The following is a 24,647-nucleotide window of genomic DNA, read 5'->3' as shown; positions in this document are numbered from 1 at the left end:
TTAGCGTCACGGAATGGATTCTAGGGTCTGCGCGCGTCGCTTCGCTCCTTGCTCCGCCCTAGAATGACGACCGCCATTGACAGCACCTTGCCACCCCTCCATACCTACCCGCGTTAAGTTCTCAGGGCGGGGTGAAAGTCCCCACCGGCGGTAAGGGTCTCGACCCCAAGCCCGCGAGCGCCTTCCACCTATCGGAAGGGTCAGCAGATCCGGTGCGATTCCGGAGCCGACGGTTACAGTCCGGATGGAAGAGAACGTACGCAGGAGACGGTCCGCGCATGCGGGTCGCTTTTTTGCGTCGTGCGTCCTGATTCTGGTTCAAAACGGAAGGAAGGACCCATGAATCAGCATTTCCCCAAAGACCATACTACCCGTCGTGTCGCCGTCATCCGGGCGCGTTGGCATGCCGATATCGTCGACCAATGCGTCACTGCCTTCGAGGCGGAGCTTGCCGCGCTTGGCGGCTTTGCCGTCGAGGTCTTCGACGTGCCGGGAGCCTATGAAATCCCGCTGCACGCCAAGACGCTCGCCGAGACCGGCCGCTATGCCGTGATCCTCGGCACCGCCTTTGTCGTCAATGGCGGCATCTATCGCCACGATTTCGTGGCAGGCGCCGTTCTGGACGGCATGATGACTGTGCAGCTTGCGACCGGCGTGCCGGTGCTGTCGGCCGTGCTGACGCCTCACAACTACCATGATAGCGCCGAGCACCACCGCTTCTTCCACGAGCATTTTATCGTGAAGGGCAAGGAAGCCGCGAGGGCCTGCGTCGAGATCCTCGCCGCGCGTGAGCAGATCGCCGCCTGACCGCTTCGCGCACGGCGCATCGGAACTAAACCGATTTGGATTTCAGGACCGCGCCTTGAGTGGGTTGCGGTCCGTCGGAAATCCAGCCAGAAGCAGTTGGGCCGGGCTTCGGCCCAACCTGCCAAATCGCGCCTGCAACCAGATACGGGAGACTATTCGTTGGCTCGCATCACATTGAGACAATTGCTCGACCATGCCGCCGAACACGGCTATGGCGTGCCTGCCTTCAACATGAACAATATGGAACAGGGGCTCGCCATCATGGAGGCGGCCGAGGAGACAAAATCGCCGGTCATCCTGCAGGCCAGCCGCGGCGCGCGCGCCTATGCCAATGACGTGGTGCTGGCCAAGCTGATCGACGCGCTGGTCGAGATCCATCCCGACATCCCGGTCTGCATGCATCTCGACCACGGCAACAACGAAGCGACCTGCGTCACCGCCATCCAGTACGGCTTCACCTCTGTGATGATGGACGGCTCGCTGAAGGAGGACGGCAAGTCGCCGGCCGACTACGCCTATAACTCCGGTATTACGCGGCGCGTCGTCGACATGGCGCATTGGGGCGGTGTGTCTGTGGAAGGCGAGATCGGCGTGCTGGGCTCGTTGGAGAGCGGCGGCGGCGAGCAGGAAGACGGCCACGGCGTCGAAGGCGCGATCAGCCACGACCAGCTTTTGACCGATCCGGTGCAGGCCGAGCAGTTCGTGCGCGACACGCATGTCGATGCGCTGGCCGTCGCCATGGGCACCAGCCACGGCGCCTATAAATTCTCGCGCAAGCCGGACGGCGCAGTGTTGGCGATGAACGTGATCGAGGAGATCCATCGCCGCCTGCCCAACATGCATCTGGTCATGCACGGTTCCTCCTCCGTACCCGAGGACCTGCAGGAGATCATCAACAAATATGGCGGCCAGATGAAGCCGACCTGGGGCGTGCCTGTCGAAGAGATCCAGCGCGGCATCAAGCATGGCGTGCGCAAGATCAACATCGACACCGACAACCGCATGGCGCTGACCGGCGCGATCCGCAAGGTGCTGACCGAGAACCCGTCGGAATTCGATCCGCGCAAATATCTGACGCCGGCGATGGCGGCGATGAAGAAGCTCTGCAAGGAGCGGTTCGAGCAGTTCGGCACAGCCGGCAACGCGCCGAAGATCAAGCCGATCCCGCTTGCCGACATGGCCAAGCGCTACAAGTCGGGCAGCTTGGATCCGAAATTCGGCTGAGCCAACTATGGCCCGCGACCGGTCGCAATCCGATCGCGGGCATTCGCCTCGCCGAAACGGGGCGGAACTTCACGCCGACAAATTGGTTCCTGCTCAGACACCTTCCGCACCGTTCGAGGGAAGGAGCAAATCATGAGCAAGGATCGCGGTGGCGAAGGGCCGGTTTTTTCCGGCCAAGACGCACGGCAGGGCGAGATCATCCTGCGCACGCGCGTGCAGCGCATCATCTTCATCGCCGGGTTGGTGGGCATCGTGGTGCTGGCGCTGATGGTCAGCCTCGCCGCCCACTGAAGCTTGCGCATCACGGATGCTCCCGGGCACCGCCAAGGAACCATCCTCGGCTCTGCCTAGTTGATCGTCGCAGACGAAATTGAGGCGCGGCGAATTTCAGCGCCCTGACAGTCGATGCTTGAGACGCTTTGCTGCGACATGCCGCTTCATCCGACCTGGCCGGACCTTGTCGGGCGACTGTTGCTGACCTTGCTCGCCGGCTTCCTCATCGGCCTGAATCGCGAGGCCCGGGGTCATTCCGCCGGGCTGCGCACGACAATCCTGGTCGGTCTGGCGGCATGTGTGGCCATGGTCCAGGCCAACATGCTGCTCGACGTCGCCGGCAAGGCTCCGGACTCCTTCGTGCGCATGGATGTGATGCGCTTCGCGCTCGGCGTGCTTACCGGTGTCGGCTTCATTGGTGGCGGCGCCATTCTGCGGCGCGGCGATCTGGTCACCGGCGTCACCACCGCCGCGACGATGTGGATCATGACCATGATCGGCCTTGCCTTCGGCGGCGGCCAGTACGGCCTCGGCGGCATCGCGACGGTGCTGACCTTGGTTACGCTGCAGGCGCTGAAATGGGTCGACCTCAAGATCCCGCGCGACCACAGGGCGATCCTGTCGGTCTCATGGCCGAAGAGTTCGCCGCCCGATCTGCAGGAGATGGTGCGACCTCTGGGCTACGATGCGCGTTTCGTCGGCATGGAGCATGATGGCGACCGCGACCGTTTCGTGTTTTCCTTCAATATTCAATGGAAGCAGCCCGACGCAAAAGCGCCTTCCACCGACGTGCTGGCGCTCGTCGGCGAGCACTGCGCAGTCGAGCGTTTCGAGGTGATCGGCGAGAAACCATTCTGAGTCTCGTAACGGAGGATGGTTGAAATTGTCCGGGCCCATGAAACTTTCCTGCCTGCAGATGGTTTTGGGCAAGACGTTACTTATCCATGATGGGTAGGCATTGATGGCCGAACTTTCTCTGACGCGCGGCCGGATGGTCGATGTCCAGATCGCCCAGCGTGGAATTCGCGACCGCCGCGTCCTGCAGGCCATGCGGGAGGTTCCACGCGAGGCCTTTGTCGATCCCGATTTCGAAGAATTCGCCTATGAGGACACCCCCCTGCCGATCGGCAAGGGCCAGACGATCTCGCAGCCCTTTATGGTCGCCTACATGGTCGAAGCCGCCGAGATCGATCCTGGCGACCGCGTTCTCGAGGTCGGAACCGGGTCGGGCTACGCGGCGGCAGTGATGAGCCGCATCGCGGGTCGCGTCTACACGATCGAGCGCCATGCGACGCTCGCCGAAGTCGCCCGCCAGCGGTTCGACCGCCTTGGCTACGACAATATCGAGGTCCGCGCCGGCGACGGCACCAAGGGGTGGGGCGGCGCCGCTCCGTTCGACGCCATAGTGGTGGCCGCGGCCGGTCCCGGCGCACCGCTGGCGCTTCAGGAACAGCTCGATGTCGGTGGCCGCCTGGTGATCCCGGTCGGCAACGACCCCGACGACCAGCGCCTGCTGAAGGTCACACGCACCGGCGCGACGACCTACGCAGAGGAAGACCTCGGTGGCGTGCAATTCGTTCCACTCATCGGCGAAGAAGGATGGGCGGAAAGGCCTCAATCCGATGATGATCTGCCGAGAACGGTCACGCCGCCGGCGCGCGGACAAAGCCTGCCGGAGATGATCGCAGTCGCCGCCGAGCCGCTGCCCGATTTCCGAGACCCGGCCTTCGGCGACCTATTCGACCGCTTCGCCGACCGGCGTCTTGTCCTTCTCGGCGAGGCCAGTCACGGCACCTCAGAGTTCTACAAGGCGCGCGCCGCAATCACGCGTAGGCTCATCGAAAAGCATGGCTTCGTGATCGTCGGGGTTGAAGCGGATTGGCCGGATGCGGCGGCCATCGACCGCTACATCCGCCATCGGCCGGCGCGCACGGCCGCCGAGCCACCGTTCCAGCGCTTTCCCACATGGATGTGGCGCAACACCGACGTCGAAGCGTTCGTCGGCTGGATGCGAGGTCACAATGCGAATCTCGACGATGCGAATCGCATGGTCGGCTTTTACGGTCTCGACATCTACAATATGAGCGCCTCGATCGCGGCTGTGCTTCGCTATCTCGACCACGTCGATCCGGAAGCGGCTGCTGCCGCGCGGCAACGCTACGGCTGCCTGACGCCTTGGCAGAATGAGCCGTCCACATACGGACGCGCCGTGCTCACCTCTGGCTATCGAAAATGTGAACAAGCCGTGTTGGAGCAGTGTCAGGAACTGCTTGCGAGGCAGCTCGATTACGCCCGACAGGACGGCGCAGACTTTCTCGATGCCGCGCAGAATGCAAGGCTGATCGCAGCCGCCGAACGCTACTATCGGATCATGTATTACGGCGGTGCCGATTCATGGAACCTGCGCGACAGGCATATGTTCGAAACGCTCGAACATCTGCTCGAGGCACGTGGCTCCGAGGCGAAAGCCGTCGTCTGGGCGCATAATTCCCACATTGGCGATGCCCGCCACACCGAGATGGGAACGATCAGGCAGGAGCTGAACATCGGCCAGCTCTGCCGCGAGCGCTTCGGCAACCAGGCGGCGCTGATCGGTTTTGGCACCGACAGCGGTACGGTGGCAGCAGCATCGGACTGGGACGTTCCGATGGAGGTTATGCGGGTGCGGCCGTCGCACGCCGACAGCTACGAACGACTTTGCCATGATAGCGGTGTGCCGCGATTTCTGCTCGATTTCGACCGCGACGGCGCGTTGAGAAATCGCTTGCTGGAGCGTCGGCTCGAACGCTTCATCGGCGTGATCTACCGGCCGGAGACGGAATTGCGCAGCCACTATGCCGACGCCTCTTTGCCGAGGCAATTCGACGCCTTTGTCTGGTTCAACAAGACGAAAGCGGTCACGCCGCTCGGACCAGAGCACGCCGGAAAGGACGTCCCCGAGACCTATCCGTTCGGGCTTTGAGCTGCTGAACAAGGACACCTGCCGGGCAGCCAAGCAGTCTGGCGCATATTCGCGGCTTGTGAACGCGCCAGTCACAAGTGCTACGCGTTTGGCGTCTCGACGTCCGCTCGGACAAGCTTGATGTCGGCACTTGCCGCCCAAGCGGCGATGTCCTCGCGACGCAACGCCGCCGCCATCATGTCGGGAAAATGGTCGGGCGTGCAGGCAAAGACCGGAATGCCGAGCGCGGCGACAGATCCGGCCATCGACGGGTCGTAACCGGGACGGCCCTGGTCGGTGAGCGCCAGCAGTACAATGACGTTGACGCCTGAACGGACAAGTGCCGCCAGCCTTTGCAGAAGCTCCTTGCCGTTGCCGCCTTCGTAGAGATCGGTGATCAAGATGAAATGCGCCTTGGTCGGCCGCTCGATGCGCTCGGCGCAATAGGCGACCGCCTGATTGATGTCGGTGCCGCCGCCGAGCTGGACGCCGAACAGCACCTCGACCGGATCGCTGAGTTCTTCGGTCAGGTCGACGATCGCGGTGTCGAAGCAAACCAGCTTGGTCCGCACCACCGGCAGCGAGGCCATCACCGCGGCGAAGATCGAGGCGTAGATGACCGAGCTTGCCATCGAGCCGGACTGGTCGACGCAGAGCGTCACCTCGTCGAGGTCGACCAGGCGGCGCTGGCGACGCATGAAGCCGACCAGCTTTTCCGGCACCACGGTCTTATGGTCCGGCTGGTAGTGGCGAAGGTTTGCCGAGATGGTGCGCCGCCAGTCGATATCGCGTTGACGCGGCCGGTTGGTGCGCCGCGACTTATCAAGCGCGCCGCGGATCGCCTCGGCGGTCTTCTGCTCCAGGCGCTGCATCAGCTTGGCGACGATATCGGAAATGATGGAGCGGGCGATGTCCTTGGTCTTGTCCGGCATCGCCGAGCGCAGCGAGACGAGGTCGGCGACGAGATTGACGTCGGCCTCGATCGCCTTGAGGAATTCCGGCTCCATCAGCATCTGCTTCAGGTTAAGCCGCTCGAAGGCGTCCTTCTGCACGACCTGGACGACCTGCTCGGGGAAGAACGAGCGGATATCGCCCATCCACTGCGCGACACGCGGCGCCGAGCGGCCAAGCCCGCCGCGACGCTTGCGCGGGTCGCCGGTGGTGTCGCCGCTGCCGTCGCCGTAGAGCGCGTCGAGCGCCGCCGACAGCCGGCGGTCCTCCGCCGACAGCGCCGGTGACGTCTCGTCGTCGGCGCCGATCGCCAGCCGCCAGCGGCGCTCCCGGTTGTCCAGCGTTGGATCGAGCTCCGGCTCGGTCGTTTCGTCAGCCATGGCTGGGCTCTCCCGTGAGCAGCTTGCCGAGGAGGCCAAAATGCCGGCGCCATGCCTCGCCGCCATCCGGCGCGGCTATGAGCCCGGCAGGCAGGCTTGCCCTCTTGCCGAGCACGGCCTCGATCAGGCGGCGGCGCTCCATGCTGTCGAGGTTGGAGAAGACGCGGCGCAGCAGCGGCAGATGCGCCACGAAAGCCTCCTCGTCGAGCGAGGCCAGCCAGGCATCGACGGCGCCCCGCAGACCCTCGTCATAGATCAGCCGCTGACCAGCGCCGCTGAAGAAGCCTTCGAAGAAAGCAGCCGCATCGATCACGGGCGTGCCTGGCGACAAGCGCTTTGCCAAGAGATCGGTGGTCTCATCGGCTGAAAGCTGCCCAGCCTCATAGAGCAGATGCGCGGCGCAGCCGGCGACGAGCGCCGTCGAGCGCGACGAATCGAGCACGGCCGCGAGCCCGTTGCGCCAAGCCTCCAGGACAGGCTCGCCCGGCTCGACCAGCTTGATCGCTTCGTCGGCCTTGCGCAACGCGCCCATCAGCGCGCCGGCGGCCTGTGCGTCGAGGTCGCGCGCGGCGTAAGGCAGTGCGATCGAGCCTTCGATGATCAGTCGTTCCAGCAGGCCGGCAAGGCGCTCGGTCTCGGTCTTGCGCGCTTCGCCATAGCGGATGATGTCGGCGAGCGGCGGCACCGAAGCCAGCAGCTCCAGGCACTCGCTGCTGTGCGCCGCCTTTTCCTCGAGCGCTGCGAGGCCGGCCGCGGATGCTTCGCCCAAGGCTGCGGTAATCGCGCTCTGGACCAGCGTGGCCAGCGTATCGAGCGTTGGGGCGGCGCCGATCATCTGGACAAGGCGGCCATTGGCGGCCTTCTCGATCGTCGGCCCATAGACGAGGTTCTCGACCAGGCGAACGGCATACTCCGGCTGCCAGGCCAGCATCCAGCGCTCGCGGAACGTGCCGCGGCTGCGCCCGACATCGGTCAGCCTGCCCCAGCCGACGCCGAGCACGTTCAGCCGGTGCAGCAATGTCGAGCGGAACAGCCCGCTCTCGCTGCGCAGGTCGACCGAAAGTTCCCGCTCGAGCGCTTCCGGCTTCAGCCGGGCGGCCTTCTGGTTGCGCTGCAGGTCGTCGATCAGCGGCGCCAGCGGCGTGTCGGCTGGAATCTCGCCGACATCGGCGCCGAGCAGCAGCTCGGCCTCGACCATCTTCCACAGCAGGGCCTCGCCGTTGAAGAGTGCCGAAACCGAAGCGTCGCGCAATTCCTCGAAGCCCGGCTTCGGCCGTTCGCGGATGGCGGCGAGCGCGCGCGCCAGACGCTCCGCCTCGATCAGCGACGCCGTCGAAATCATGTGGCCCTTGGCGCGGAGGACCGAGGCGATGCGCGCAAGCCACAAAACCGAGGCGTCGTCCTGCCCACGCGTCTGCCACAGATGCTTGCACCAGCCGGGCGCGACGACACCGGCGCCGTAGCCATAGCCCAGCGCCAGGCGCGGGCCGGTCCAGGGCGCATAGGTCATCGTGGTCTTGCGCCGGCCGATGCCCTTGAGCAGCGCCTGATCGCTCTTTTGCGTGTGTGCCGCTTGCAAAGCCGGCACGTGCCAGGCGCCGCAGACGACGGCCAGCGGCCCGTCGAATTCTTTTCGCGCGGCGGCGATCTCGATGCGCATATGCGCCTCGCGCATCGCCTCGAACTTGCCGATCGCGCCTTCGCCGTCACGCAGCGTCGTCATAGCATCGGCGATCGCCGCGAAGATCGGGCCGGGCGCGGGATTCTGCTCGATGATGTCCGACCACCAGCTCTCGCCGTCCTCGTAGCCGGCAGCACGAGCCAGGGTGCCGATCGGATCGTGGATGCGCGTGGGTTCTTCATTGTGCTCGTCCGTGACTTCCGTCTCGGCGGCATCGGCGTCTGTCGTCCTTTCAGGCCCCTTCTCGGCAAACCGTGCTGCCGATGGCAGGTCGATGAAGCGCAACGCCGCCTTGTTGGCGACTGCCCAGAGTGCTGCCTGATATTCCGGCGAGAACTCCGCGAAAGGCCAGAAGCTCGTCGCGGCGGGATCGTCCTCGGGATAACAGAGCAGCGCCACCGGCGGCTTCATGTCGGGGCTGGCAAGCAGCGGCAGCAGCGGCGAGGCATCCACCGGCCCCTCGATCAGCACGGCAACGGGCTGCAATTCCTGCAACGCCTTGACCAGGCTCCCGGCGGAGCCCGGCCCGTGATGGCGAATGCCGAAATAGCTGATGCCGTCCCGCGCCATGGTTCAGATGGCCGCGTTGAGCGCCGCATAATAGCCGGCATAGTCGGGCCGCTTCTTCAGCACCGTCTCCAGATATTCCTCCAGCACCACCTTGTCCTGCACAGGGTCCTTGACGATGGCGCCGACCAGGCTTGGTGCCAGCCCTTCGGCATGGAGCTTGCCGTCATCGAACCACGCCGCCTGGCTGAGGCCACTGACCATCGTAGCGATCGCCTCGGCGGTCGACAGCGAGCCCGACGGCGTCTTAAGCGTCACCTTGCCGTCGGCGGTCGCGCCAGAGCGCAACTCGCGGAAGATGGTGAGCACGCGAGCGATCTCCTCGCCGACATTTTTCGGCACCGGAAGGTCCAGCCCGCCGGCCATCTCGCCGACGCGCCTGGAGACGATCGAGACTTCCTCAGCCATGTCGTCTGGCAAAGGGAGCACCACGACGTTGAAGCGGCGCTTCAGCGCCGAGGAAAGCTCGTTGACGCCCTTGTCGCGGTTGTTGGCGGTGGCGATGATGTTGAAGCCGCGCTGCGCATAGATCGAGGTGTTCAATTCCGGCACCGGCATCATTTTTTCCGACAGCACGGTGATCAGCGTGTCCTGCACGTCGGAGCCCATGCGCGTCAGTTCTTCGAGGCGGCAGAGCTTGCCGTCCTGCATGGCGCGGTAGAGCGGCGTCGGCACCAGCGCCTCCTGGCTCGGGCCCTTTGCCAGGAGCTGTGCATAGTTCCAGCCGTAGCGGATCTGGTTCTCGTCGGTGCCGGCGGTGCATTGCACGACCAGGGTCGAATTGCCCATGATGGCGCCGGCGAGATGTTCCGACACCCAGGATTTCGCGGTTCCCGGAACGCCGAGCAGAAGCAGCGCCCGGTCGGTCGCGAGCGTGGCGACCGCCGTTTCCATCAGTTGCCGCCGGCCGACATATTTGGGCGAAATCACCGTGCCGTCGCTCGCCTTGCCGCCCATCAGATAGGTCAGCACGGCTTTCGGCGACAGGCTCCAGCCGGCAGGCTTCTGGCGGTCATCGCCCTGCGCGAGCGCGTGCAGTTCGGCGGCGTAGACCTGTTCGGCCGGGAGGCGGATGGCTGCGTTCATGCGATCTTCTCCGGATTGATCATCTGGCGGATTGGTTTTCGGTCAGTGCTGCGTTGAGCCGCAGCAGGCTGAGCGATGGCGAGGCCGGCGGAAGCCCGGCGGCAACGATGTCGCCGATCAGTTTTTCCGCCGTCGCCGCCGAGGCGAGAAAGCCTATGGTTTCGAGATACTGCTCGGTGTTTCGTTTCGTGACGTCATTATCACCCGAGACGGCGGCCCTCAGCGCCGAAAGCGTCTTGCCGTTTGCGAGGTCGCCCCATTCGAGCCAGCCTGCTTCCGCGCCTTCGACCAGATTGAGCGCGGCTAGGTTTTGCGCATCATTCAAGATCTGCCTGATCAGGGCACGCATCCTGCCGCCGTCCAGACGCAACATGAGCTGGAGGACGAGAAGCGCCAGCCTGCCGCCAGCGGCGACCAGCAGATCCGCCAGACAGGCCACCGCCGCATCGCTGCCGGACACCGCGATCATTCGGACGAGAAAGAGATCGGCACCGTCATCGACGCCGAACTGCCATGCGCCGATGAAATCCGGCTCCGTCTTGCCGAAGCGGACAACGAGATCGCCGAAGTAACAGGACGCGAACAAGTCGGCGCGACGTGCCTGTTGCGCCTGTGACTTGGGCTTTATCGGCGCGTAGGTGGTGCGGCGACGGATGAAGCCGGATTTGCCTTCCTCGATGAAAGCGGCGAGCTCGGCTATCGGATCTTCCGACCCGCCTTCAGTTGGATTGCCATGCTCACCTAATCTCGCTAGGAGCCGGCCCGCCATGTCGCGCACCTTGCCCGAGCGATCGGCGGACAGGCTCTTCAGAAATGGCACATCGTCCGCGCTCAGACCGAAGCGCATGAGTTCGATGAGCGCAAGCCTGACTTCCGCGGGCTCGCTTGCCCCTTTTGTCTCGATAAGGGTTCGCGCCAAGGCGGGTGTGGAGCGCCGCAAATCGACCAGCGCGCTACGGCGCGCGGCGGGATAGAAATCGTCCCAGGTTTCCGCCGTCAGGTGCTCGCGTCGGGATTGTTTTTCGCTGTCCGCGCCTGCCTGCCAGTCGATCCAGGGAGCATAGATGTCCGGGCTTTCCTGATCCGTCGCAGTAGGCATCCAATCCATCGGATGCAGCACGAAGCCTCGGCTGGCGACGAGCGCGGCCACGCGGGTCTTGAGCCGCATATCGGCGGCATATTTCAGCGCCGCGCGCAGCAACGGCCGGAGCCGTTCAGGCAGCATCGGCAAGGCCAGCACAGGCAGCGGCGGGCGCCGCTTCAAGGTTTTCGGCGCCGCGGGGCGAAGCGCGACATCGAGCGCTTGCGCGGCGATGGCCAGCAGCCGACGTTCCTGCTCGTCGGCATTGGAAGCGGCAGCGACTTCCTTCCACTCGGCAGGCGCAAGCTCGAAAGCCGCCCCACCTGAAATCCAGCCGTCGCGCAATCGTGCCAGCCCTGCCTGATCGTGCTCGTTCATGATAGATCGAGCCTCCCGATGTTGCTTTGCGAGGCCAGCAACTCGAGCCTGGCGCCGTTCCAGACCGCAGCCGTCGCCGTGAGATCGAGGCCGAGCAAGGTCTGGCTGACGGAGCCTGCGACTGGCAGGGCGATGCCGTGCGGATCGTTCGCCGCCTGCCACCAGGCGCCTTCCCTTTCGTCCAGCGCGATTGCGCCGGCGGGCAGGATGACCGGGCAATCGGCCAGCCATGGCGCACCGTCCTGAAAGGCGGTGTAGGCAGCCAGCGGATCGCCGGCCGCGTCCATAGCAAATGACGGCCAAGCTCCTGGCGCCACATCGCCCAACCGTTCCGCGACCAGCGCCCGCAGCGGGTTTCCGGACGGATAGAACACCAGCCTGGCCTTGAAACGATCCCCAGGAGCGAAGGCGGCGGAGCGCCGTCCCGCCGATGCCGGGAAGAAATCGAGCAGGAGTGCAAATCGTGGGATTGGACTCCCGAGATCGAGCAGCCAGGTCGCGTGGCTGACGAGGCCGTCCCGGCGGGTCTCGATCTTCTCGCCGAGCACCTCCCAGTCGCTCTCCACCTGAACTGCATCGGGATTGGTGAGGATCTGGTCGCGGGTCTCGGACGTCGACACGAGACGCTTCAGCTCGGCATCGTCGGGCGCGGCACGCCAGGCCTTGGCGAGCAGCACCAGCTTGCCCAGCTCGCGGATCGCAGCGTCCGGCCTCTCCTCGCTGCGCAGCGCCATCAGCCGCGCCGGCAGCTCGTCGATGCGCCCGGCCAGCGCCGTCGCCTTGAGATCGACAAGCCTTGCCGCGATACGGCGACAGCGCTCGCTCGAGGCGTCGACAAAGCCGGCAAGGCCGAGCCGCAACTGATCGGCGATCCACTGGTCGAGCTCATCGAGCGCGGCCGAAACGGCGCTTCGCGTATCTTCCGCCCGCTTGCGCTGCGCCGCCTCGCGGCGTTCGGCGGCAGCGGCGTCCTCAACGGGAGCGGCCTCTTGCGGCCGCGATGCCTCGTCGATGCTTTTGCCTTCCGCGCGCGCAGGCGCCTGGGCCGGCGGCTGCCCGGGCTTGCGGCGACGGCCGAGCCAGTCATTCACCCAGTCGGGCGTCTGGTCGACGCGCGCGAAACTGTCGGGGGTCGTGGCGCCGATCCACGCCAGCGCCAGTATGTGCTTGCACGGAAACTTTCGCGACGGACAGGTGCATTTATAGCCGTGATCGGAGGTGTCGAACGCGACGCGATAGGGATTGGATCCAGAACCTTGGCATTCGCCCCAGATCAGCGGCAGCTGTTCATGTGCTTCGAGCCGGGGCCAGTTCGACCGCTTGGTCAGCTTGGCGGCAGCGCCAAGCGAGGCCTGATCGGGCGCCAAAGCCTCGATTGTCTTCAAATCCAGCTGCAAGCCGCGCGCCCCCCGAAGCATGACGTCGCGACGATTGATAGCCGTTTGCGGCGCGCTGGTTAAGCTCCAGCCGCCGTAAAATCGAGACCTTGTCTAATGTTCCGTTGCGCTCCTGACAGTACCGGTCAGACAGGCACGGCGGCTTCCGCCCCACCGAGATAAAGCCGGTGCAGTTCGTCCGGCGATTGCCGCAGCTTCGCACAGTCGCCATCATAGACGACGCGGCCGCGGCGCATGACATAGGCACGGTTGCCGATCGACAGCGCAAGGGCTGCGAACTGCTCGACCAGCACGACAGCCAGGCCGTCATCGGCGAGCTTACGCACGGCTGTCATCAGCCGCGTGACGATGACCGGCGCCAGGCCGGCCGACATCTCGTCGATCAAAAGCACCTTCGGGCGGGTGAGAAGCGCACGCGCGATGACCAGCATCTGCTGTTCGCCGCCCGACAGCAGGCTCGCCTTCACCGACCGGCGCTGCACCAGCTCGGGAAAAAGCGCATAGGCTTCCGCGATGTCGGCGCCCGGATGATGCAGGCTGACGCGCAAATTCTCTTCCGTCGTCAGTTGGCGGAAGACGGTGCGGCCCTGCTCGACATGGGCGAGGCCTTCGCGCGAGCGGGCGCCGGGACGTGCCTTCTGCAGCTCGCGGCCGTCGATGGCGATGGTGCCGCCGGCGACCGGGATGATGCCCGACAAGCCTTCGAGCAGCGTCGTCTTGCCGGCGCCATTGGCGCCGAGCACGACGCTGATCGCACCGCTCTCGGAGACGAGATCGACCGACGAGACCACCGGCAATTCGGCGCGGTCGATCGACAGGTTGGAAACGACGAGCCTGCTCATGCCGCGACGCTCTCTTCCTCGATTCCGAGATAGGCCTTCTTGACCGCCTGCTCGCTGAGGACCTTCGCCGGCGGGCCGGAAGCGATGACCTGGCCGAAATCGAGCACGGTTACCTCCGAGCAGACCGCCCGCACGAGGTCCATGTCATGCTCGACCAGCAGCACGGCCGAGCCGAACAGTTTCGGGATCTCGGCGATGCGCTGGCCAAGCCGCAGCGTTTCCTCATGCGACTGGCCGGCGGCCGGCTCGTCAAGCAGCACGACGGCCGGGCGGGCGGCGACGACGCCCGCGACATCGAGCAGCCGCCTCGTGCCGGCATCGACCGAGGCGACCAGCATGTCGGGATGCGGACAGTCGAGCCAGTCGAGCACGGCTTTGGTCTCGCTCGTCGACAGGCCCTTGGCGGCCAAAGCCAGGTAACCGCCGACGGTGAGCTCCGGCGCTATGCGGTTGGTCTGCCAGGTGCGACGCACGCCCTCGCGGGCGCGCAGATGCGCCGGCACGCCTTCGAGCGGCTTGCCTTCCAGGCGGACACTGCCCTGATAGGACGACAGGAAGCCCGTCACCGCGTCGATGAAGGTCGACTTGCCGGCACCGTTCGGGCCGATCAGACCGGCCACCGTGCCGGCCGCCACCGTGAGGCTGACATTGTTCAGCGCGACCACGCTGCCATAGCGGACCGTCAAACCGTCGATGCTCAATGCCGGGCCGGCGGCACGCTCGACTGCTGCCGGCAGGTCCGAAGCAAACGCGGCGGCGGCTTTCGGTGCGCGCGCCGGCAGCAGCTTGCGGAACTGGCGCCGGAACGTCTCGCTCATCGTCTCGCCGGACGCCAGCGCCTGGGTGGCGCCGATGGCGAAGAGCACGTTGCCGATGTCCTGCGGCCAGTCGAGCCGGCGCAGGAGTTCGGGGAACATGACGACGAGCAGACCGCCGATGATCGCGCCCTCGGCAAAATGCGCGCCGGCCATCACCGACACCGCATAGAGCGAGAGCGACTGCATCATGCTGAAATTCTCGGCGACCAGCGTGCCGAGATAACCGGCGAGCAGACCGCCGGAAACGCCGGCGACAAAGGCGCTGAGCGCAAAGGCCGAGAGCTTGGCGGTCGCGATGCTGACGCCGTGCGCGGCAGCGGCGCGCTCGGAGTGGCGCACCGCCAGCCAGGACGCGCCGAGCCGCGAGCGGCTGACGATTTCGAGCGCCACGGCGATCACCACATAAAACAGCAGCACGAAGACGAAATAGCCCTCGTCGCTGTCGAACAGCTCCGGCCTCGGCACCTGGAGGAAGTCGGTTTGGCCCGGATAGGTCATGGTGGCCAGGATGGTGTCGAAGGCGGTGGCGAAGGAAAGCGTGACGATGGCGAGGTTGATGCCGCGCAACCGCAGCGCCGGCAGGCCGATGGCAACGCCGAACGGCACGGCCGCCAGGCCGCCGACCAGGATCCATGCCGCCAAGCCTCCCGGCGCCTCGGCGAGGTTGAGATAACCGACCGTCCAGGCGCCGACGCCGGCAAAGGACATCTGACAGAGCGCGATCATGCCGGTGCGGCCGGCGACGAGACCGAGGCTCTGCAGCGCGACGCCGGTAATCAGCACCGAGGTTGCGAGGAACACCCAATAGGAGGGCAACAGGCCGGCATAGGCGGCGCCGCCGGCACCGAGCGCCACGACGATGAGTATCAACGAGGCTCTCGAACTAGCGCGCTTCATCCCAGCGGGCCTCCCGCTGCGACCACAGAAGAACGGCAAGCACCACCAGGAACGGGATGGCGCTACGATACTGGCTGACGCTGTCGAGGGAGCTTGCCAGCCCTTCGACGATGCCGAGCGCAATGCCACCGGCAAGCGTCCACCAGAAGCTGCGGAAGACGCCGATAAGCGCCGCGGCCAACGCCGGCACGACAAGCAGGCTGAGCGTCATGAAGTTCGGCGAGCGCTGCGGCGCAATGATCATCAGCGCGAAAGTGGTGAAGGCGCCGGTCATGCCCCACACCAGCAAAGACAACAATTGCACGCGCACGCCGAGCAGTTCAGCCGCCATCGGCCGGTCGGCCAGCGCGCGCAGATTGAGGCCGATTTTGGTACGGTTGAGAAAGAGGTCGGAAAGGACGGTGAACAGTACCGCAAGCCCGATTGTGAGCACCGAGGCGATGGTCACCTCGACGCCGGCGAGACGGAAGGCCGAGCCCGGGAACAGCTCCGGCATGTTGTGCGGATGCTGGCCACCGGTCAACCGCAACCCGACCGCGATCAGGCCGACGAGCAGCGCCACCGTCACCGCCGCTTTGGTCGAAGCGCTCGCCTCGCCGAACCACCTGGTCATTATGTAGCCAATTGCGACGCCGGTCAGCGTGCCGGCCGCTATGCCCGCCAGCACTGAGGGCCAGATCGGGAAACCGGCCTCGAAGAGCGCGATCAGCACGAAGGTGCCGGCGGTGCCGATCGCGGCCCCAGTGAAGTTCACCACGGCGACAAGCCGGTAGGTGAAGACGGCGCAGACACCTAGCAGGGCATAGGTGCCCCCGGCCGTCAGTCCCGCCACGGCGGATGTGAGCAATGCGTTCATTTTTTCCCAATCTGGAAAGCGGGTTGGCATCGGCCCCGAATATGTCCCAAGACCGGCGCCGCCCCTCATTGTCCTGCCCGTCCTCCGCAGCAGCTGCGCTGCAGCTTCGGAGGGTAAACCGGACATTTCGAGGCGAGGGGCAGCGCCGACGCCCGGGAGGATCTCACTTGGCCTGCGGCAGCACGACCCAGTCCGGCGTCTCGACCTTCCATGCGCCGGCCTCGAGCTTCATCACCTTGGTGGCCTGCATCGGCGAATGCGTCTTGGCCTTGCCAAAGACGTAAGGCGAGCCGGCGAGCGGGTTGGTGAGCGGCTGCATGTCGTGCAGCGCCTTGGCGACGCTTTCGCGCGTGACCTCGCCGTCGATCGAGGCAACCACCTTGAGGAACAGCTCGGCGGCAAGGTAGCCGCCCTGCGAGAAGGCGGTGAGCGGCCGGTTCGCCTTCTGCATGTCGGCAATCCATTGCGCGTTGGCGGCCGAGTTCTTCTCGGTGAAGGGCTCCCACTCGGTACCGACATAGATCGGCTGCTTGGTGTCGGCCAGCGCCTTGGCGACCTGCTCGGTGTAGCCGGGCGCCAGGAACAGCCAGTTGATGCCGGTGATCTTCTGCGCATCGACGGTCTTGATCAGCTGCACCACCTGCGGCTCGACCTGGTTGGTCAGCACCGCGTCGCAGCCGGCGTCGCGCGCCTTGATGACGTAAGGCGTCAGGTCGCCCTGGAAGGGCAGCGTCAGGTCGATCAGGTGGATCTTCTGGCCGCTGATCTTCTCCCAGTTCTCGATCGCCTTCTTGTAGGCCTCCTGGGTGCCGCCGATGATGATGAAGAAGGCGCAGAGCTTCTTCGTCTTCAATTCGTTGGTGGCGTAATAGGCCATCGCCGTCGACAGCGTGTAAGGCCCGACATTGACTGGCGCGACGTTGGGCGAGGAGAAGCAGGCGGCGTCGACGCCGAGACCCTGCACCGAAAGGATCTTCTTGCGGCTGTAGGTGGCGGAGTTGACGGCGCAGTCGAGAAGGCTGGCGGAGCCGACCAGTGCCACGGCCTCCTTGTTGTCGATCAGGTCGCGCGCGGCTTGTGCCGCGACTGCCGGATCGGCCTTGTCGTCGGCGATGGTGTAGTCGATCTTGCAGCCATTGATGCCGCCGGCGGCGTTGACCGCATCGAAGGCGGCCTGCGTTGCCTTCGGCACTTCCGAGAAATCGGCAGGGCCGGTGACGGTCGACACGGCGCCGACCTTGATGGCGCCGTCCTTGCAGGTCGGGCCGGCGGCGGAGGCCGTGCCGGCCATGGCGGCAAGCCCAACCCCGGCAATTGCCGCTGCGAGCAGTCTCGATTTCCAATGCATGTTCATTCTCCCATTTTTGTCATCATGTTATTCGGTTTCAGGCGGCGGCGAGCGCCGGCGTGGCGATGCTCGCGGCATCGATGGCGGCGAATTTCACCAGCGTGCGGGCGATGGTCTCGCGCTCGATGTCGCGGACGATGAACACCAGCCGGGTGCGACGGTCCGCTGACGGCCAGCGGTCGAGCCGCGCCGGCGGGTGGAAGACATGCTGCACGCCATGCAGCACCAGCGGCCGCTCGGGATCGTCCGTTGTGCGCACGATGGCCTTGAAGCGCAGCAGGTTCTCGCCCTTCAGCGCCGCGACATAGTCAAGCCAGCGGGTGAAAGCGCTCCACTCGACCGGCTTGTCGATGATGAAGCTGAAGGACCGGATGCCGTGATGGGTGTCGTGATGATGATCGTGGCCATGGTGGCAATCAGGTCCGCATGCATGGTCGTGATGATCCGCCGCTTCGAGCCGCCCGGCGATGCGGGCCACATCCGACGCGGCATCAGCGGGCAAGCTCGCCAGCAGATCGAGTTCGACTTCGCCGTTGCGGGCAATGGTTTGCTCGACGGCCGGCGCCAGATGCTCAAGGTGGTGCTGCAAGTCGCCAAGCGCTTCGTTCGAAACGAGATCGGTCTTGGTGATCAGCAGCCGGTCGGCGACGGCGACCTGCTTGGCGGCCTCGGAATGGCGGGCGAGCGTCGCCGCGCCATTCACCACATCGACGGTGGTGACGACACCGCCGATGCGAAAGCGAGTCATAAGCTCGGCTTCGGCCATGAGCGTGTGCAGGATCGGCGCCGGATCTGCGAGCCCTGTGGTTTCGACGATCACCTGAGAAAGCGGCGTCGTTTCGCCGGCCTGGCTCTTGCGGTCGAGCTCCTTCAGCGTGGCGACGAGATCGCCGCGCACCGTGCAGCAGACGCAGCCATTGTCGAGCAGCGTGAACTGCTCCTCGCTCGCCTCGATCAGCAGATGGTCGAGCCCGACGGCGCCGAATTCGTTGACGATGACGGCAGCACCTGCAAGCGACGGCTGGCGCAGCAGGCGGTTGAGCACCGTCGTCTTGCCGCTGCCGAGAAAGCCGGTGAGGATTGTCACCGGGATCCTCGCGTCGCTGGTGGGATCAGGCGCGCTCATAGACCACCCTCCCCTCGAACCAGGTCGTCAGCACTTTGGTGTCGGCGAGGTCCTCGGCCGGCGTCTCCAGCACGTTGCGGTCGAGCACGATGAGATCGGCCGATTTGCCGATCTCGATCGAGCCGACGGTGTCGGCGAGGCCGATCGCGCGAGCCGAGTTGATGGTGAAGATTTCCAGCGCTGTCGCGACGTCGATCGCCTGCTCCGGCCAGAGCGCGGCGCCCGGAAACTCGCCGCTCGGGTTGCGGCGCGTCACCAGCCCTTCGATGCCGTCCCACGGATCGGGGTTCGGCATCACCGGCCAATCGGAGCCGCCGGCCAGCAGTGCGCCGGCCGCAAGCAGGTCCCTGTTCGGCCAGAAGCGCAGCGCGCGTGCCTCGCCCATGGTCTGCTTGTGGCCTTCGAGGAAGCTCGTCGGATACCACAGGAACGGCGAGAGATCGGCGACAACGCCAAGCTCGGCGAAGCGGGCGACGTCGTCCGGCGCGATGTAGCTCGCATGCGCAATGTGATGCTTCAGCTTAGTCGGTCCATTGAAGGAGCGAACGACGTCGATGGCATCCAGCGCCTGGCTGACGGCGGCATCGCCGGCGCAATGGATCTTCACGCCGAGGCCGAGCTTCTCGCATTTGCCGACCCAGCGGATCAGCTCCGGTACGGTGACGATGGTCGAGCCGCGGAAACAGCAGCCGAGCACCGGGTCCTTGGTGTAGGGCTCGTGGAAGGCGGCGGTGCGGGCGCCCGGCACGCCGTCGAGGAAGATTTTCACGAAATCCGGCTTGGCGTGGACGCCGCGATACTGCTCGCGCAGTGCGATCAGCTCGTCGCCGGCAATGCCGAACATGAAGGAAGGCTCGACCGCCGGCATCGCCGAGACCGACCATGCGGTCAGCTCGCCGCGATCGTCGAGGCCTTTCAGCGCCGCGAGGATCGGCTGCATGGCGGCGGCGTCGAGGAATGCGGTGACGCCGTAGGAGTTGAGCGTCGCGATCGAGCGCGCCATCGCGGCGCGGTCCATCTCTTCGGTGTAATGGCCGGATTGGGCGATGGTGCGCTCGACGATGCCGGCGGCGGATTCGATCATCATGCCGGTCAGCGCGCCGGTCGCCGGATCGCGGCCGATCGAACCCTTCTCCGGATCGGGCGACGAAGCGGAAAGGCCAGCGAGAACAAGCACCTGCGAATTGACCCAGCGGTTGTGATAGGTGTCGTCGCGCAGCATCACCGGCCGGCCCTGGCTGACGCGGTCGAGCGCCGCCAGCGCTTCCAGCCGGTTGAGCTTCGGCAAGAGATCGCTGCCCCATTGGCCGCCGATGATCCAGGATCCTTCCGGCGATTTTGCCGCCGCCTCGCCGACGCGCGCGATCAGCGTCTCGAAGCTTGCCGTCGGCGGGAAACGCAGCTCGAAAAGCTCGGCCTGGCCGCCCATCATCAGATGCGCATGCACGTCGACGATGCCCGGCATCATCATCGCGCCCTTGAGATCGACGACGCGCGTGACAGCGCCGGTCAGCGCAGCGACATCAGCGGCCTCACCGACCGCGACGATGCGGCCGCCCTTGACGGCGACGGCCGAGGCCCAGGGCCGCTTGCGGTCGAGCGTGTAGATGCGGCCATTGGTGAAAACCAGGTCGGCACTTCTGTCGGGCATTTTTTCTCCTCCTCTCCCACCGGCCTGCGCCTCCACGCTGCTCGGTGAGCAAAACCTCAATTCACGTCACACCGCCCTGTTCTGTGTCGGGGCGCGACCGCCGCCATCCGCCACCAGCACCGCGCCGGTGACGAAGGACGCTTCGTCGGAGGCGAGGAACAGGCAGCAGGAGGCGATCTCTTCGGGTTCGGCGACGCGGCGCAGCGCGATGCGATTGGTCAGCGCCTTGAACTCCGCGTCGGGCGTCGAGCCGTTGGCGGCAGCAGCCACCTTCATTTCGTAGACGCTCATCGGCGTGCGCACCCAGCCAGGCGCCACCGCATTGGCGCGGATGCCGTCGACGCCATGCGCGAAGGCAAGCGAGCGGGTGTAGGAGACGAGCGCCGCCTTGCTCGCCGAATAGGCGGCGTTCTGGCCGCTGGCGTTGAAGGCGCCGACCGAGGCGATGTTGACGATGGCGCCGCCGCGCGCCTTGAGCAGCGGCAGCGCCGCGCGGCAGACCATCATCGAACCGGTGACGTTGACGGCGAAGCTCTTGGCCCAGGTCTCGTCGCTCAGCGTCTCCGGCTCGTCGAGGATCATGATGCCGGCGGCGTTGACGACGATGTCGAGACGTCCGTCACAGGCATCGATGGCCTGAGCGATGTCGCCGGCATCGGTGATGTCACCGCGCACGGCGGTGCCGCCGCTGGCCTTGGCCGCTTCGTCCAGCACGTCCCCGCCATGCCCGAAGGCGACGACCTTGGCGCCCTCACGCCCGAACAGCTCGGCGGTGGCGCGGCCCATGCCGGTGGCGGCACCGGTGATCAGCGCCGTGCGGCCTTCGAGGCGGCGGCTCATGCGAGCCCCCAATGCCGCTCGACGGCGTAACCGGTCTCCGGCAGGGTCGAGCCGCCGTCGACGACGATGGTCTGGCCGGTGGTGTATTTCGCTTGTTTCGAAGCGAGATAGAGCATCGCGTAGGCGATGTCGTCGGCCTCGCCGAGATGCCCCATCGGGATGAATTGCCCGAGCCTGTCCGCCACCTCTGGCTTGCTCATCGTGCCGCGCCCGGGCTTGGCGATGAAGCCCGGCTCGACGCCATTGACGGTGATGCCGTCGCGGGCGAGCTCGAAGGCCGCGCCGCGGATGAAGGCGTTGACGCCGGCCTTGGCTGCCGAATAGTGCGCCCCGCCGGCCATGGCGACCCGCGCCGACACTGAGGACGTCACCATGATGCGACCAAAACCGTTCTTGCGCATCGCCGGAGCGGCCGCCTGCGCCAGCCAGAAACAGGCTTTGAGGTTGACCGCCAGCGCTTCTTCCAGCTTCTCCTCGTCGAGCTCCTCAACCGACGCCCAGGGGCAGCCGCCGGCATTGTGGACGACGATGTCGAGGCGGCCAGCCTGGAGCACGACATCGCCGACCAATGCGTGCAGCGCCGCGCGGTCCAGCCCGGCGAGTGCGACGGCGCGGACGGAGAGGCCGCGCGCCGACAGCTCGGCGGCAAGCGCCTCGGCGACATCCAGCGTTCGATTGGCGATGACGACCGAGGCGCCGGCCTCGGCCAGGCGCGTAACGATTGCCGCGCCGATACCGCGCCCGCCGCCGGTCACCAGCGCCACCTTGCCCGTGAGGTCGAACGGGTTCGCCATCGTTCAGACGACGCCCGCGCTGCGAACGAGATCGACGAAGCGGCCGAAGACTTGCGTGTGGCGATCGACATCGGCCGGCTCGGTCGCCGGGCACATCAGGAACATGGTGTGGAAGGGCGTCACCAGTATGCCTTCGTTCATGTAGAAGGCATGCAAAAGCGTCTCGAGGTCGCCGCGCCGACCGGCGATGACGTCGGCGCCGCTCAGCGGCGGGTTCGGCATGAACATGATCTCGGCGCGGGCGCCCGTCTGCGTCACATGCCAGGGCAATTTGTTGTCGGCGATGATCTTCCGCGCGGCTTCGGCAAGGTGCGTGGCGTTGGCGATCATCCGTTCGAAATTGGCCGGCGTCAGCACCTCTTCCAGCACGGCGCGCATGGTGGCGACGGTGAGCGCGTTGCCGGCCAGCGTGCCGCCGATGCCGAGATGCGCCGACTGGCGCACGCGCGGATTGACCATCGGCACGATTTTCCAAAGCCGCTCGGCGATCTCTTGCGAGGTGCCGAAGATGCCGGCCGGAATGCCGCCGGCGATCGCCTTGCCGGCGACCAGCATGTCCGGCTCCAGGCCGTGCAGCGCGGTGTAGCCGCCGGGGCCGCTGGAGATGGTGTGCGTCTCGTCGATGATCAGCACGGTTCCGGTGCGGCGCGTGATCTCGCGCAGCGCTGCATGAAAGCCCTCGGCGACCGGGATCATGCCGAAATTGGTCATCAGCGGCTCGGTCAGCACGCAGGCGACGTCGCCATGCGACAGCGCTTCCTCGAGCGCCGCGACATCGTTGAACTCGACCACCCTGGAGACGGCCGAATGGTCGACGCCGTTCGGGTGGATCATGTTGCGCATGCCGATCTTGCCATCGCGGATCTCGACATGCGCCTCCTCGACGCCGCCGTGATAGCAGCCGGAGAAGACCAGCACCTTGGGGCGCCCGGTGATCATGCGGGCAATGCGGATGGCGCCGCGATTGGCATCTGTGGCCGAGGTGGTCAGCGTCCAGTAAGGCAGGCCGAAGCGGCGCGTGAGCTCGGCGCCGACCCAGAGGCTGTCCTCGGTGGGCAGCATCATCGTCGTGCCGTTCTGCAACTGGTGAAGCGCCGCCCGCGTTACCGCCTCCGGCGCGTGGCCGCACATGCCGCCGGTGTCGCCAAGCGCGAAGTCGACATAGTCATGGCCGTCGATGTCAGTGATATGGGCGCCCTTCGCCGAAGCCGCATAGACCGGGAAGCCGCCGGCCCAGCGGCGCATCCAGTGCGACGGTCCGCCATAGAGGAAATGCGTCTTGCCCTCCTCCCAGGCAGCCGCCGAGCGCGGATGCGTGTCGAGGAACCTCGCCTGCTCGCGGTCAAGCAGGCCGTCGATCGTTGCGGGTTGCAAAGCAGTCTTGCTGGCGGCCATCACGGCGCTGAACTCTCCCTGGCGCGCAAAATTCCGGAGCGCTAAATTGTTCCCGACGGTTCACTATTTGAACCAGTGTTTTGTATGTTATAGACACACTGAAGGCAGCAAGAGCGCGTGTCAAGTTAATTCACATGCGAAGTATCTCGGAGAGCGGACAATGAGCACGGTGGGCAAGGCGGTGTCGCTGCTGGAGCTGTTCACGCTGCACGAACCCGAGATCGGCCTCTCCGAGCTTGCCCGCCGCGCCGGCCTCGACAAGGCCACCGCCAGGCGGCTTCTGATGGCGCTTGCCGCGCACCGGCTGATCGAGCAGGAGCCGCGGAGTCGTCGCTACCGGCTGGGCGCCGGCCTGTCGCGGCTCGCCCGCATCCGCGACGCGCATTTCCCCTTCGTGCGCCTGGCCGCGCCGGTCATTCGCGAGCTGTCGCTGGAAACCGGCGAGACAGTGCATCTGTCCGAGTTCAGCGCCGGCGCGCTGCTTACGCTGCATGTGGAGCTGTCGGCCAAGGCCAACCGCGTCAATGTCGATGTCGGCCAGGTGCTGCCGCTGCACGGCACCGCCTCAGGCATCGCGTTCCTCGCTGCCTCGCGCCTGGAAGCGGTCGGCGCCTATCTGGAAAAGCCGCTGCAGGCCTTCACCTCGTTCACGATGACGCAGCCGGACGATCTGGTGAAAGCCATCGCGCTTGCCGCTTCGCGCGGCTATTCGCGCAGCGCCCAGGGCTATGAGGAAGGCGTGCACAGCATCGGCGCGGCCATCCTCGGCACCGACGGTCAGCCGATCGGCACGCTGGCCGTCGCCTCCCCCGTCTCGCGCGTCGACGACGCGACGGCGGCCGGACAAGGCGAGGCGGCGGTCAGGGCGGCCCGGCTGATCTCGGCGCGGCTGACCGGCGAGGCGTGAGCGCCCACCTGCGCCCGAAGCCCACGGACCACTGCCTTGAGGCATTTTTAACCTACGCTTTCCGTTTGTGAACACCGTTCATTTTTCTCTTGAACGCTGTTCACGATGTGCTATGGTGCATCCGTGAACAACGTTCAAAGCAATGTATCCGGCCTGAAACAGACCGGCGCCGATCCGGCTTAACGCTGAAACGAAAGGATCATATCGATGCTCGCCGACAGCCAAGCCCGCAAACGGTCAATTGCCTGGAAAGCCTGGAGACCGGTCATGGACGACAGATTCCAGGCGCCAAGAACAAGAAACAAATGGATTGGCCAAATGGATTGGATTGAATCGCAGTAACGAAGTTTAACCGCTTCCCGATAAACAAGGCTCAAACCGCGCAAGTGTCCGCTCAGTCCAATCGG

At 65.7% G+C, this 24,647-nt stretch carries 20 protein-coding genes and 1 riboswitch; of the genes, 6 read left to right on the top strand and 14 right to left on the bottom strand.

Going from position 1 to position 24,647, the window contains the following annotated elements:
- Positions 1-113 precede the first annotated feature (113 nt).
- Positions 114-260, top strand: a riboswitch (FMN riboswitch).
- A gap of 79 nt (positions 261-339) precedes the next feature.
- The 5 genes from RFM52_RS06125 (at position 340) to RFM52_RS06105 (ending at position 5,266) form a co-directional block, all read left to right on the top strand.
- Positions 340-807, top strand: a complete 468-nt coding sequence (locus tag RFM52_RS06125) for a 6,7-dimethyl-8-ribityllumazine synthase (RefSeq protein WP_320294615.1) — start codon at positions 340-342, stop codon at positions 805-807.
- A gap of 159 nt (positions 808-966) precedes the next feature.
- Positions 967-2,031 (top strand): class II fructose-bisphosphate aldolase, encoded by a 1,065-nt coding sequence (gene fba / locus RFM52_RS06120; RefSeq protein WP_140675387.1) that lies wholly within the window; start codon positions 967-969, stop codon positions 2,029-2,031.
- Between the two features lie 132 nt (positions 2,032-2,163).
- Positions 2,164-2,322, top strand: coding sequence for a peptide ABC transporter permease (locus RFM52_RS06115; protein ID WP_320294614.1), 159 nt, complete (start codon positions 2,164-2,166; stop codon positions 2,320-2,322).
- 114 nt (positions 2,323-2,436) lie between these two features.
- Entirely contained in the window at positions 2,437-3,162 is a 726-nt protein-coding gene (locus tag RFM52_RS06110; protein ID WP_320294613.1) for an MgtC/SapB family protein, read from the top strand.
- Positions 3,163-3,265: 103 nt separating this feature from the next.
- Entirely contained in the window at positions 3,266-5,266 is a 2,001-nt protein-coding gene (locus RFM52_RS06105; RefSeq protein WP_320294612.1) for a protein-L-isoaspartate(D-aspartate) O-methyltransferase, read from the top strand.
- An 80-nt stretch (positions 5,267-5,346) separates the two neighbouring features.
- Here the strand turns inward: RFM52_RS06105 and RFM52_RS06100 are convergent, their stop codons facing one another.
- The 14 genes from RFM52_RS06100 to RFM52_RS06035 all read right to left on the bottom strand — a co-directional run bounded on the left by RFM52_RS06100 (position 5,347) and on the right by RFM52_RS06035 (position 23,333).
- Positions 5,347-6,576, bottom strand: coding sequence for a VWA domain-containing protein (locus RFM52_RS06100; protein ID WP_320294611.1), 1,230 nt, complete (start codon positions 6,574-6,576; stop codon positions 5,347-5,349).
- The gene (locus RFM52_RS06095) at positions 6,569-8,827 is read right to left on the bottom strand and encodes a DUF5682 family protein (protein WP_320294610.1); all 2,259 of its coding nucleotides are present in this window, start codon (positions 8,825-8,827) and stop codon (positions 6,569-6,571) included. Before RFM52_RS06095 ends, RFM52_RS06100 begins: the two co-directional genes overlap by 8 nt.
- Positions 8,828-8,830: 3 nt before the next feature.
- Positions 8,831-9,910: an ATP-binding protein gene (locus tag RFM52_RS06090; protein WP_320294609.1), complete on the bottom strand. Its 1,080-nt coding sequence runs from the start codon at positions 9,908-9,910 to the stop codon at positions 8,831-8,833.
- Positions 9,911-9,929: 19 nt separating this feature from the next.
- Positions 9,930-11,369: a DUF5691 domain-containing protein gene (locus RFM52_RS06085; protein WP_320294608.1), complete on the bottom strand. Its 1,440-nt coding sequence runs from the start codon at positions 11,367-11,369 to the stop codon at positions 9,930-9,932.
- On the bottom strand, positions 11,366-12,766 hold the full coding sequence (locus tag RFM52_RS06080) for an SWIM zinc finger family protein (protein WP_320294607.1): 1,401 nt from the start codon (positions 12,764-12,766) through the stop codon (positions 11,366-11,368). Before RFM52_RS06080 ends, RFM52_RS06085 begins: the two co-directional genes overlap by 4 nt.
- Before the next feature lie 125 nt (positions 12,767-12,891).
- The gene (locus RFM52_RS06075; protein WP_320294606.1) at positions 12,892-13,608 is read right to left on the bottom strand and encodes an ABC transporter ATP-binding protein; all 717 of its coding nucleotides are present in this window, start codon (positions 13,606-13,608) and stop codon (positions 12,892-12,894) included.
- Positions 13,605-15,323, bottom strand: coding sequence for a branched-chain amino acid ABC transporter ATP-binding protein/permease (locus tag RFM52_RS06070; RefSeq protein ID WP_320294605.1), 1,719 nt, complete (start codon positions 15,321-15,323; stop codon positions 13,605-13,607). The genes RFM52_RS06075 and RFM52_RS06070 overlap by 4 nt, the downstream gene beginning before the upstream one ends.
- Complete coding sequence (locus RFM52_RS06065; RefSeq protein WP_320294604.1) at positions 15,310-16,179, bottom strand: branched-chain amino acid ABC transporter permease; 870 nt, start codon at positions 16,177-16,179, stop codon at positions 15,310-15,312. Before RFM52_RS06065 ends, RFM52_RS06070 begins: the two co-directional genes overlap by 14 nt.
- Positions 16,180-16,342: 163 nt before the next feature.
- On the bottom strand, positions 16,343-17,527 hold the full coding sequence (locus RFM52_RS06060) for an ABC transporter substrate-binding protein (RefSeq protein ID WP_320294603.1): 1,185 nt from the start codon (positions 17,525-17,527) through the stop codon (positions 16,343-16,345).
- Between the two features lie 37 nt (positions 17,528-17,564).
- Complete coding sequence (locus tag RFM52_RS06055) at positions 17,565-18,653, bottom strand: CobW family GTP-binding protein (RefSeq protein WP_320294602.1); 1,089 nt, start codon at positions 18,651-18,653, stop codon at positions 17,565-17,567.
- Complete coding sequence (locus tag RFM52_RS06050) at positions 18,640-20,304, bottom strand: amidohydrolase (protein ID WP_320294601.1); 1,665 nt, start codon at positions 20,302-20,304, stop codon at positions 18,640-18,642. Before RFM52_RS06050 ends, RFM52_RS06055 begins: the two co-directional genes overlap by 14 nt.
- A gap of 66 nt (positions 20,305-20,370) precedes the next feature.
- On the bottom strand, positions 20,371-21,144 hold the full coding sequence (locus RFM52_RS06045; protein WP_320294600.1) for an SDR family NAD(P)-dependent oxidoreductase: 774 nt from the start codon (positions 21,142-21,144) through the stop codon (positions 20,371-20,373).
- Entirely contained in the window at positions 21,141-21,938 is a 798-nt protein-coding gene (locus RFM52_RS06040; RefSeq protein WP_320294599.1) for an SDR family oxidoreductase, read from the bottom strand. Before RFM52_RS06040 ends, RFM52_RS06045 begins: the two co-directional genes overlap by 4 nt.
- A 3-nt stretch (positions 21,939-21,941) precedes the next feature.
- Positions 21,942-23,333: a transaminase gene (locus RFM52_RS06035; protein ID WP_320294598.1), complete on the bottom strand. Its 1,392-nt coding sequence runs from the start codon at positions 23,331-23,333 to the stop codon at positions 21,942-21,944.
- 160 nt (positions 23,334-23,493) lie between these two features.
- Here RFM52_RS06035 and RFM52_RS06030 point away from each other — a divergent pair, with 160 nt between their 5' ends.
- Positions 23,494-24,240: an IclR family transcriptional regulator gene (locus tag RFM52_RS06030; RefSeq protein WP_320294597.1), complete on the top strand. Its 747-nt coding sequence runs from the start codon at positions 23,494-23,496 to the stop codon at positions 24,238-24,240.
- The last annotated feature ends 407 nt before the right edge of the window (positions 24,241-24,647 follow it).

Origin of the sequence: Mesorhizobium humile, assembly GCF_033977215.1 — a bacterium.
GTDB classification, from domain to species: Bacteria; Pseudomonadota; Alphaproteobacteria; order Rhizobiales; family Rhizobiaceae; genus Mesorhizobium; species Mesorhizobium humile.
Note: the sequence above shows the minus strand (reverse complement) of the source record. Positions and strands in the feature narration are given on the sequence as shown.

Excerpts from the sequence above, each read along its gene's own strand:
- RFM52_RS06040 (WP_320294599.1), bottom strand. The coding sequence starts at position 21,938 with ATGGCGAACCCGTTCGACCTCACGGGCAAGGTGGCGCTGGTGACCGGC.
- RFM52_RS06030 (WP_320294597.1), top strand. The coding sequence starts at position 23,494 with ATGAGCACGGTGGGCAAGGCGGTGTCGCTGCTGGAGCTGTTCACGCTG.
- RFM52_RS06100 (WP_320294611.1), bottom strand. The coding sequence starts at position 6,576 with ATGGCTGACGAAACGACCGAGCCGGAGCTCGATCCAACGCTGGACAAC.
- RFM52_RS06070 (WP_320294605.1), bottom strand. The coding sequence starts at position 15,323 with ATGAAGCGCGCTAGTTCGAGAGCCTCGTTGATACTCATCGTCGTGGCG.
- RFM52_RS06105 (WP_320294612.1), top strand. The coding sequence starts at position 3,266 with ATGGCCGAACTTTCTCTGACGCGCGGCCGGATGGTCGATGTCCAGATC.
- RFM52_RS06045 (WP_320294600.1), bottom strand. The coding sequence starts at position 21,144 with ATGAGCCGCCGCCTCGAAGGCCGCACGGCGCTGATCACCGGTGCCGCC.
- RFM52_RS06095 (WP_320294610.1), bottom strand. The coding sequence starts at position 8,827 with ATGGCGCGGGACGGCATCAGCTATTTCGGCATTCGCCATCACGGGCCG.
- RFM52_RS06090 (WP_320294609.1), bottom strand. The coding sequence starts at position 9,910 with ATGAACGCAGCCATCCGCCTCCCGGCCGAACAGGTCTACGCCGCCGAA.
- RFM52_RS06110 (WP_320294613.1), top strand. The coding sequence starts at position 2,437 with ATGCTTGAGACGCTTTGCTGCGACATGCCGCTTCATCCGACCTGGCCG.
- RFM52_RS06060 (WP_320294603.1), bottom strand. The coding sequence starts at position 17,527 with ATGCATTGGAAATCGAGACTGCTCGCAGCGGCAATTGCCGGGGTTGGG.
- RFM52_RS06050 (WP_320294601.1), bottom strand. The coding sequence starts at position 20,304 with ATGCCCGACAGAAGTGCCGACCTGGTTTTCACCAATGGCCGCATCTAC.
- RFM52_RS06125 (WP_320294615.1), top strand. The coding sequence starts at position 340 with ATGAATCAGCATTTCCCCAAAGACCATACTACCCGTCGTGTCGCCGTC.
- RFM52_RS06085 (WP_320294608.1), bottom strand. The coding sequence starts at position 11,369 with ATGAACGAGCACGATCAGGCAGGGCTGGCACGATTGCGCGACGGCTGG.
- RFM52_RS06035 (WP_320294598.1), bottom strand. The coding sequence starts at position 23,333 with ATGGCCGCCAGCAAGACTGCTTTGCAACCCGCAACGATCGACGGCCTG.
- RFM52_RS06055 (WP_320294602.1), bottom strand. The coding sequence starts at position 18,653 with ATGAGCGCGCCTGATCCCACCAGCGACGCGAGGATCCCGGTGACAATC.
- RFM52_RS06075 (WP_320294606.1), bottom strand. The coding sequence starts at position 13,608 with ATGAGCAGGCTCGTCGTTTCCAACCTGTCGATCGACCGCGCCGAATTG.
- RFM52_RS06065 (WP_320294604.1), bottom strand. The coding sequence starts at position 16,179 with ATGAACGCATTGCTCACATCCGCCGTGGCGGGACTGACGGCCGGGGGC.
- RFM52_RS06115 (WP_320294614.1), top strand. The coding sequence starts at position 2,164 with ATGAGCAAGGATCGCGGTGGCGAAGGGCCGGTTTTTTCCGGCCAAGAC.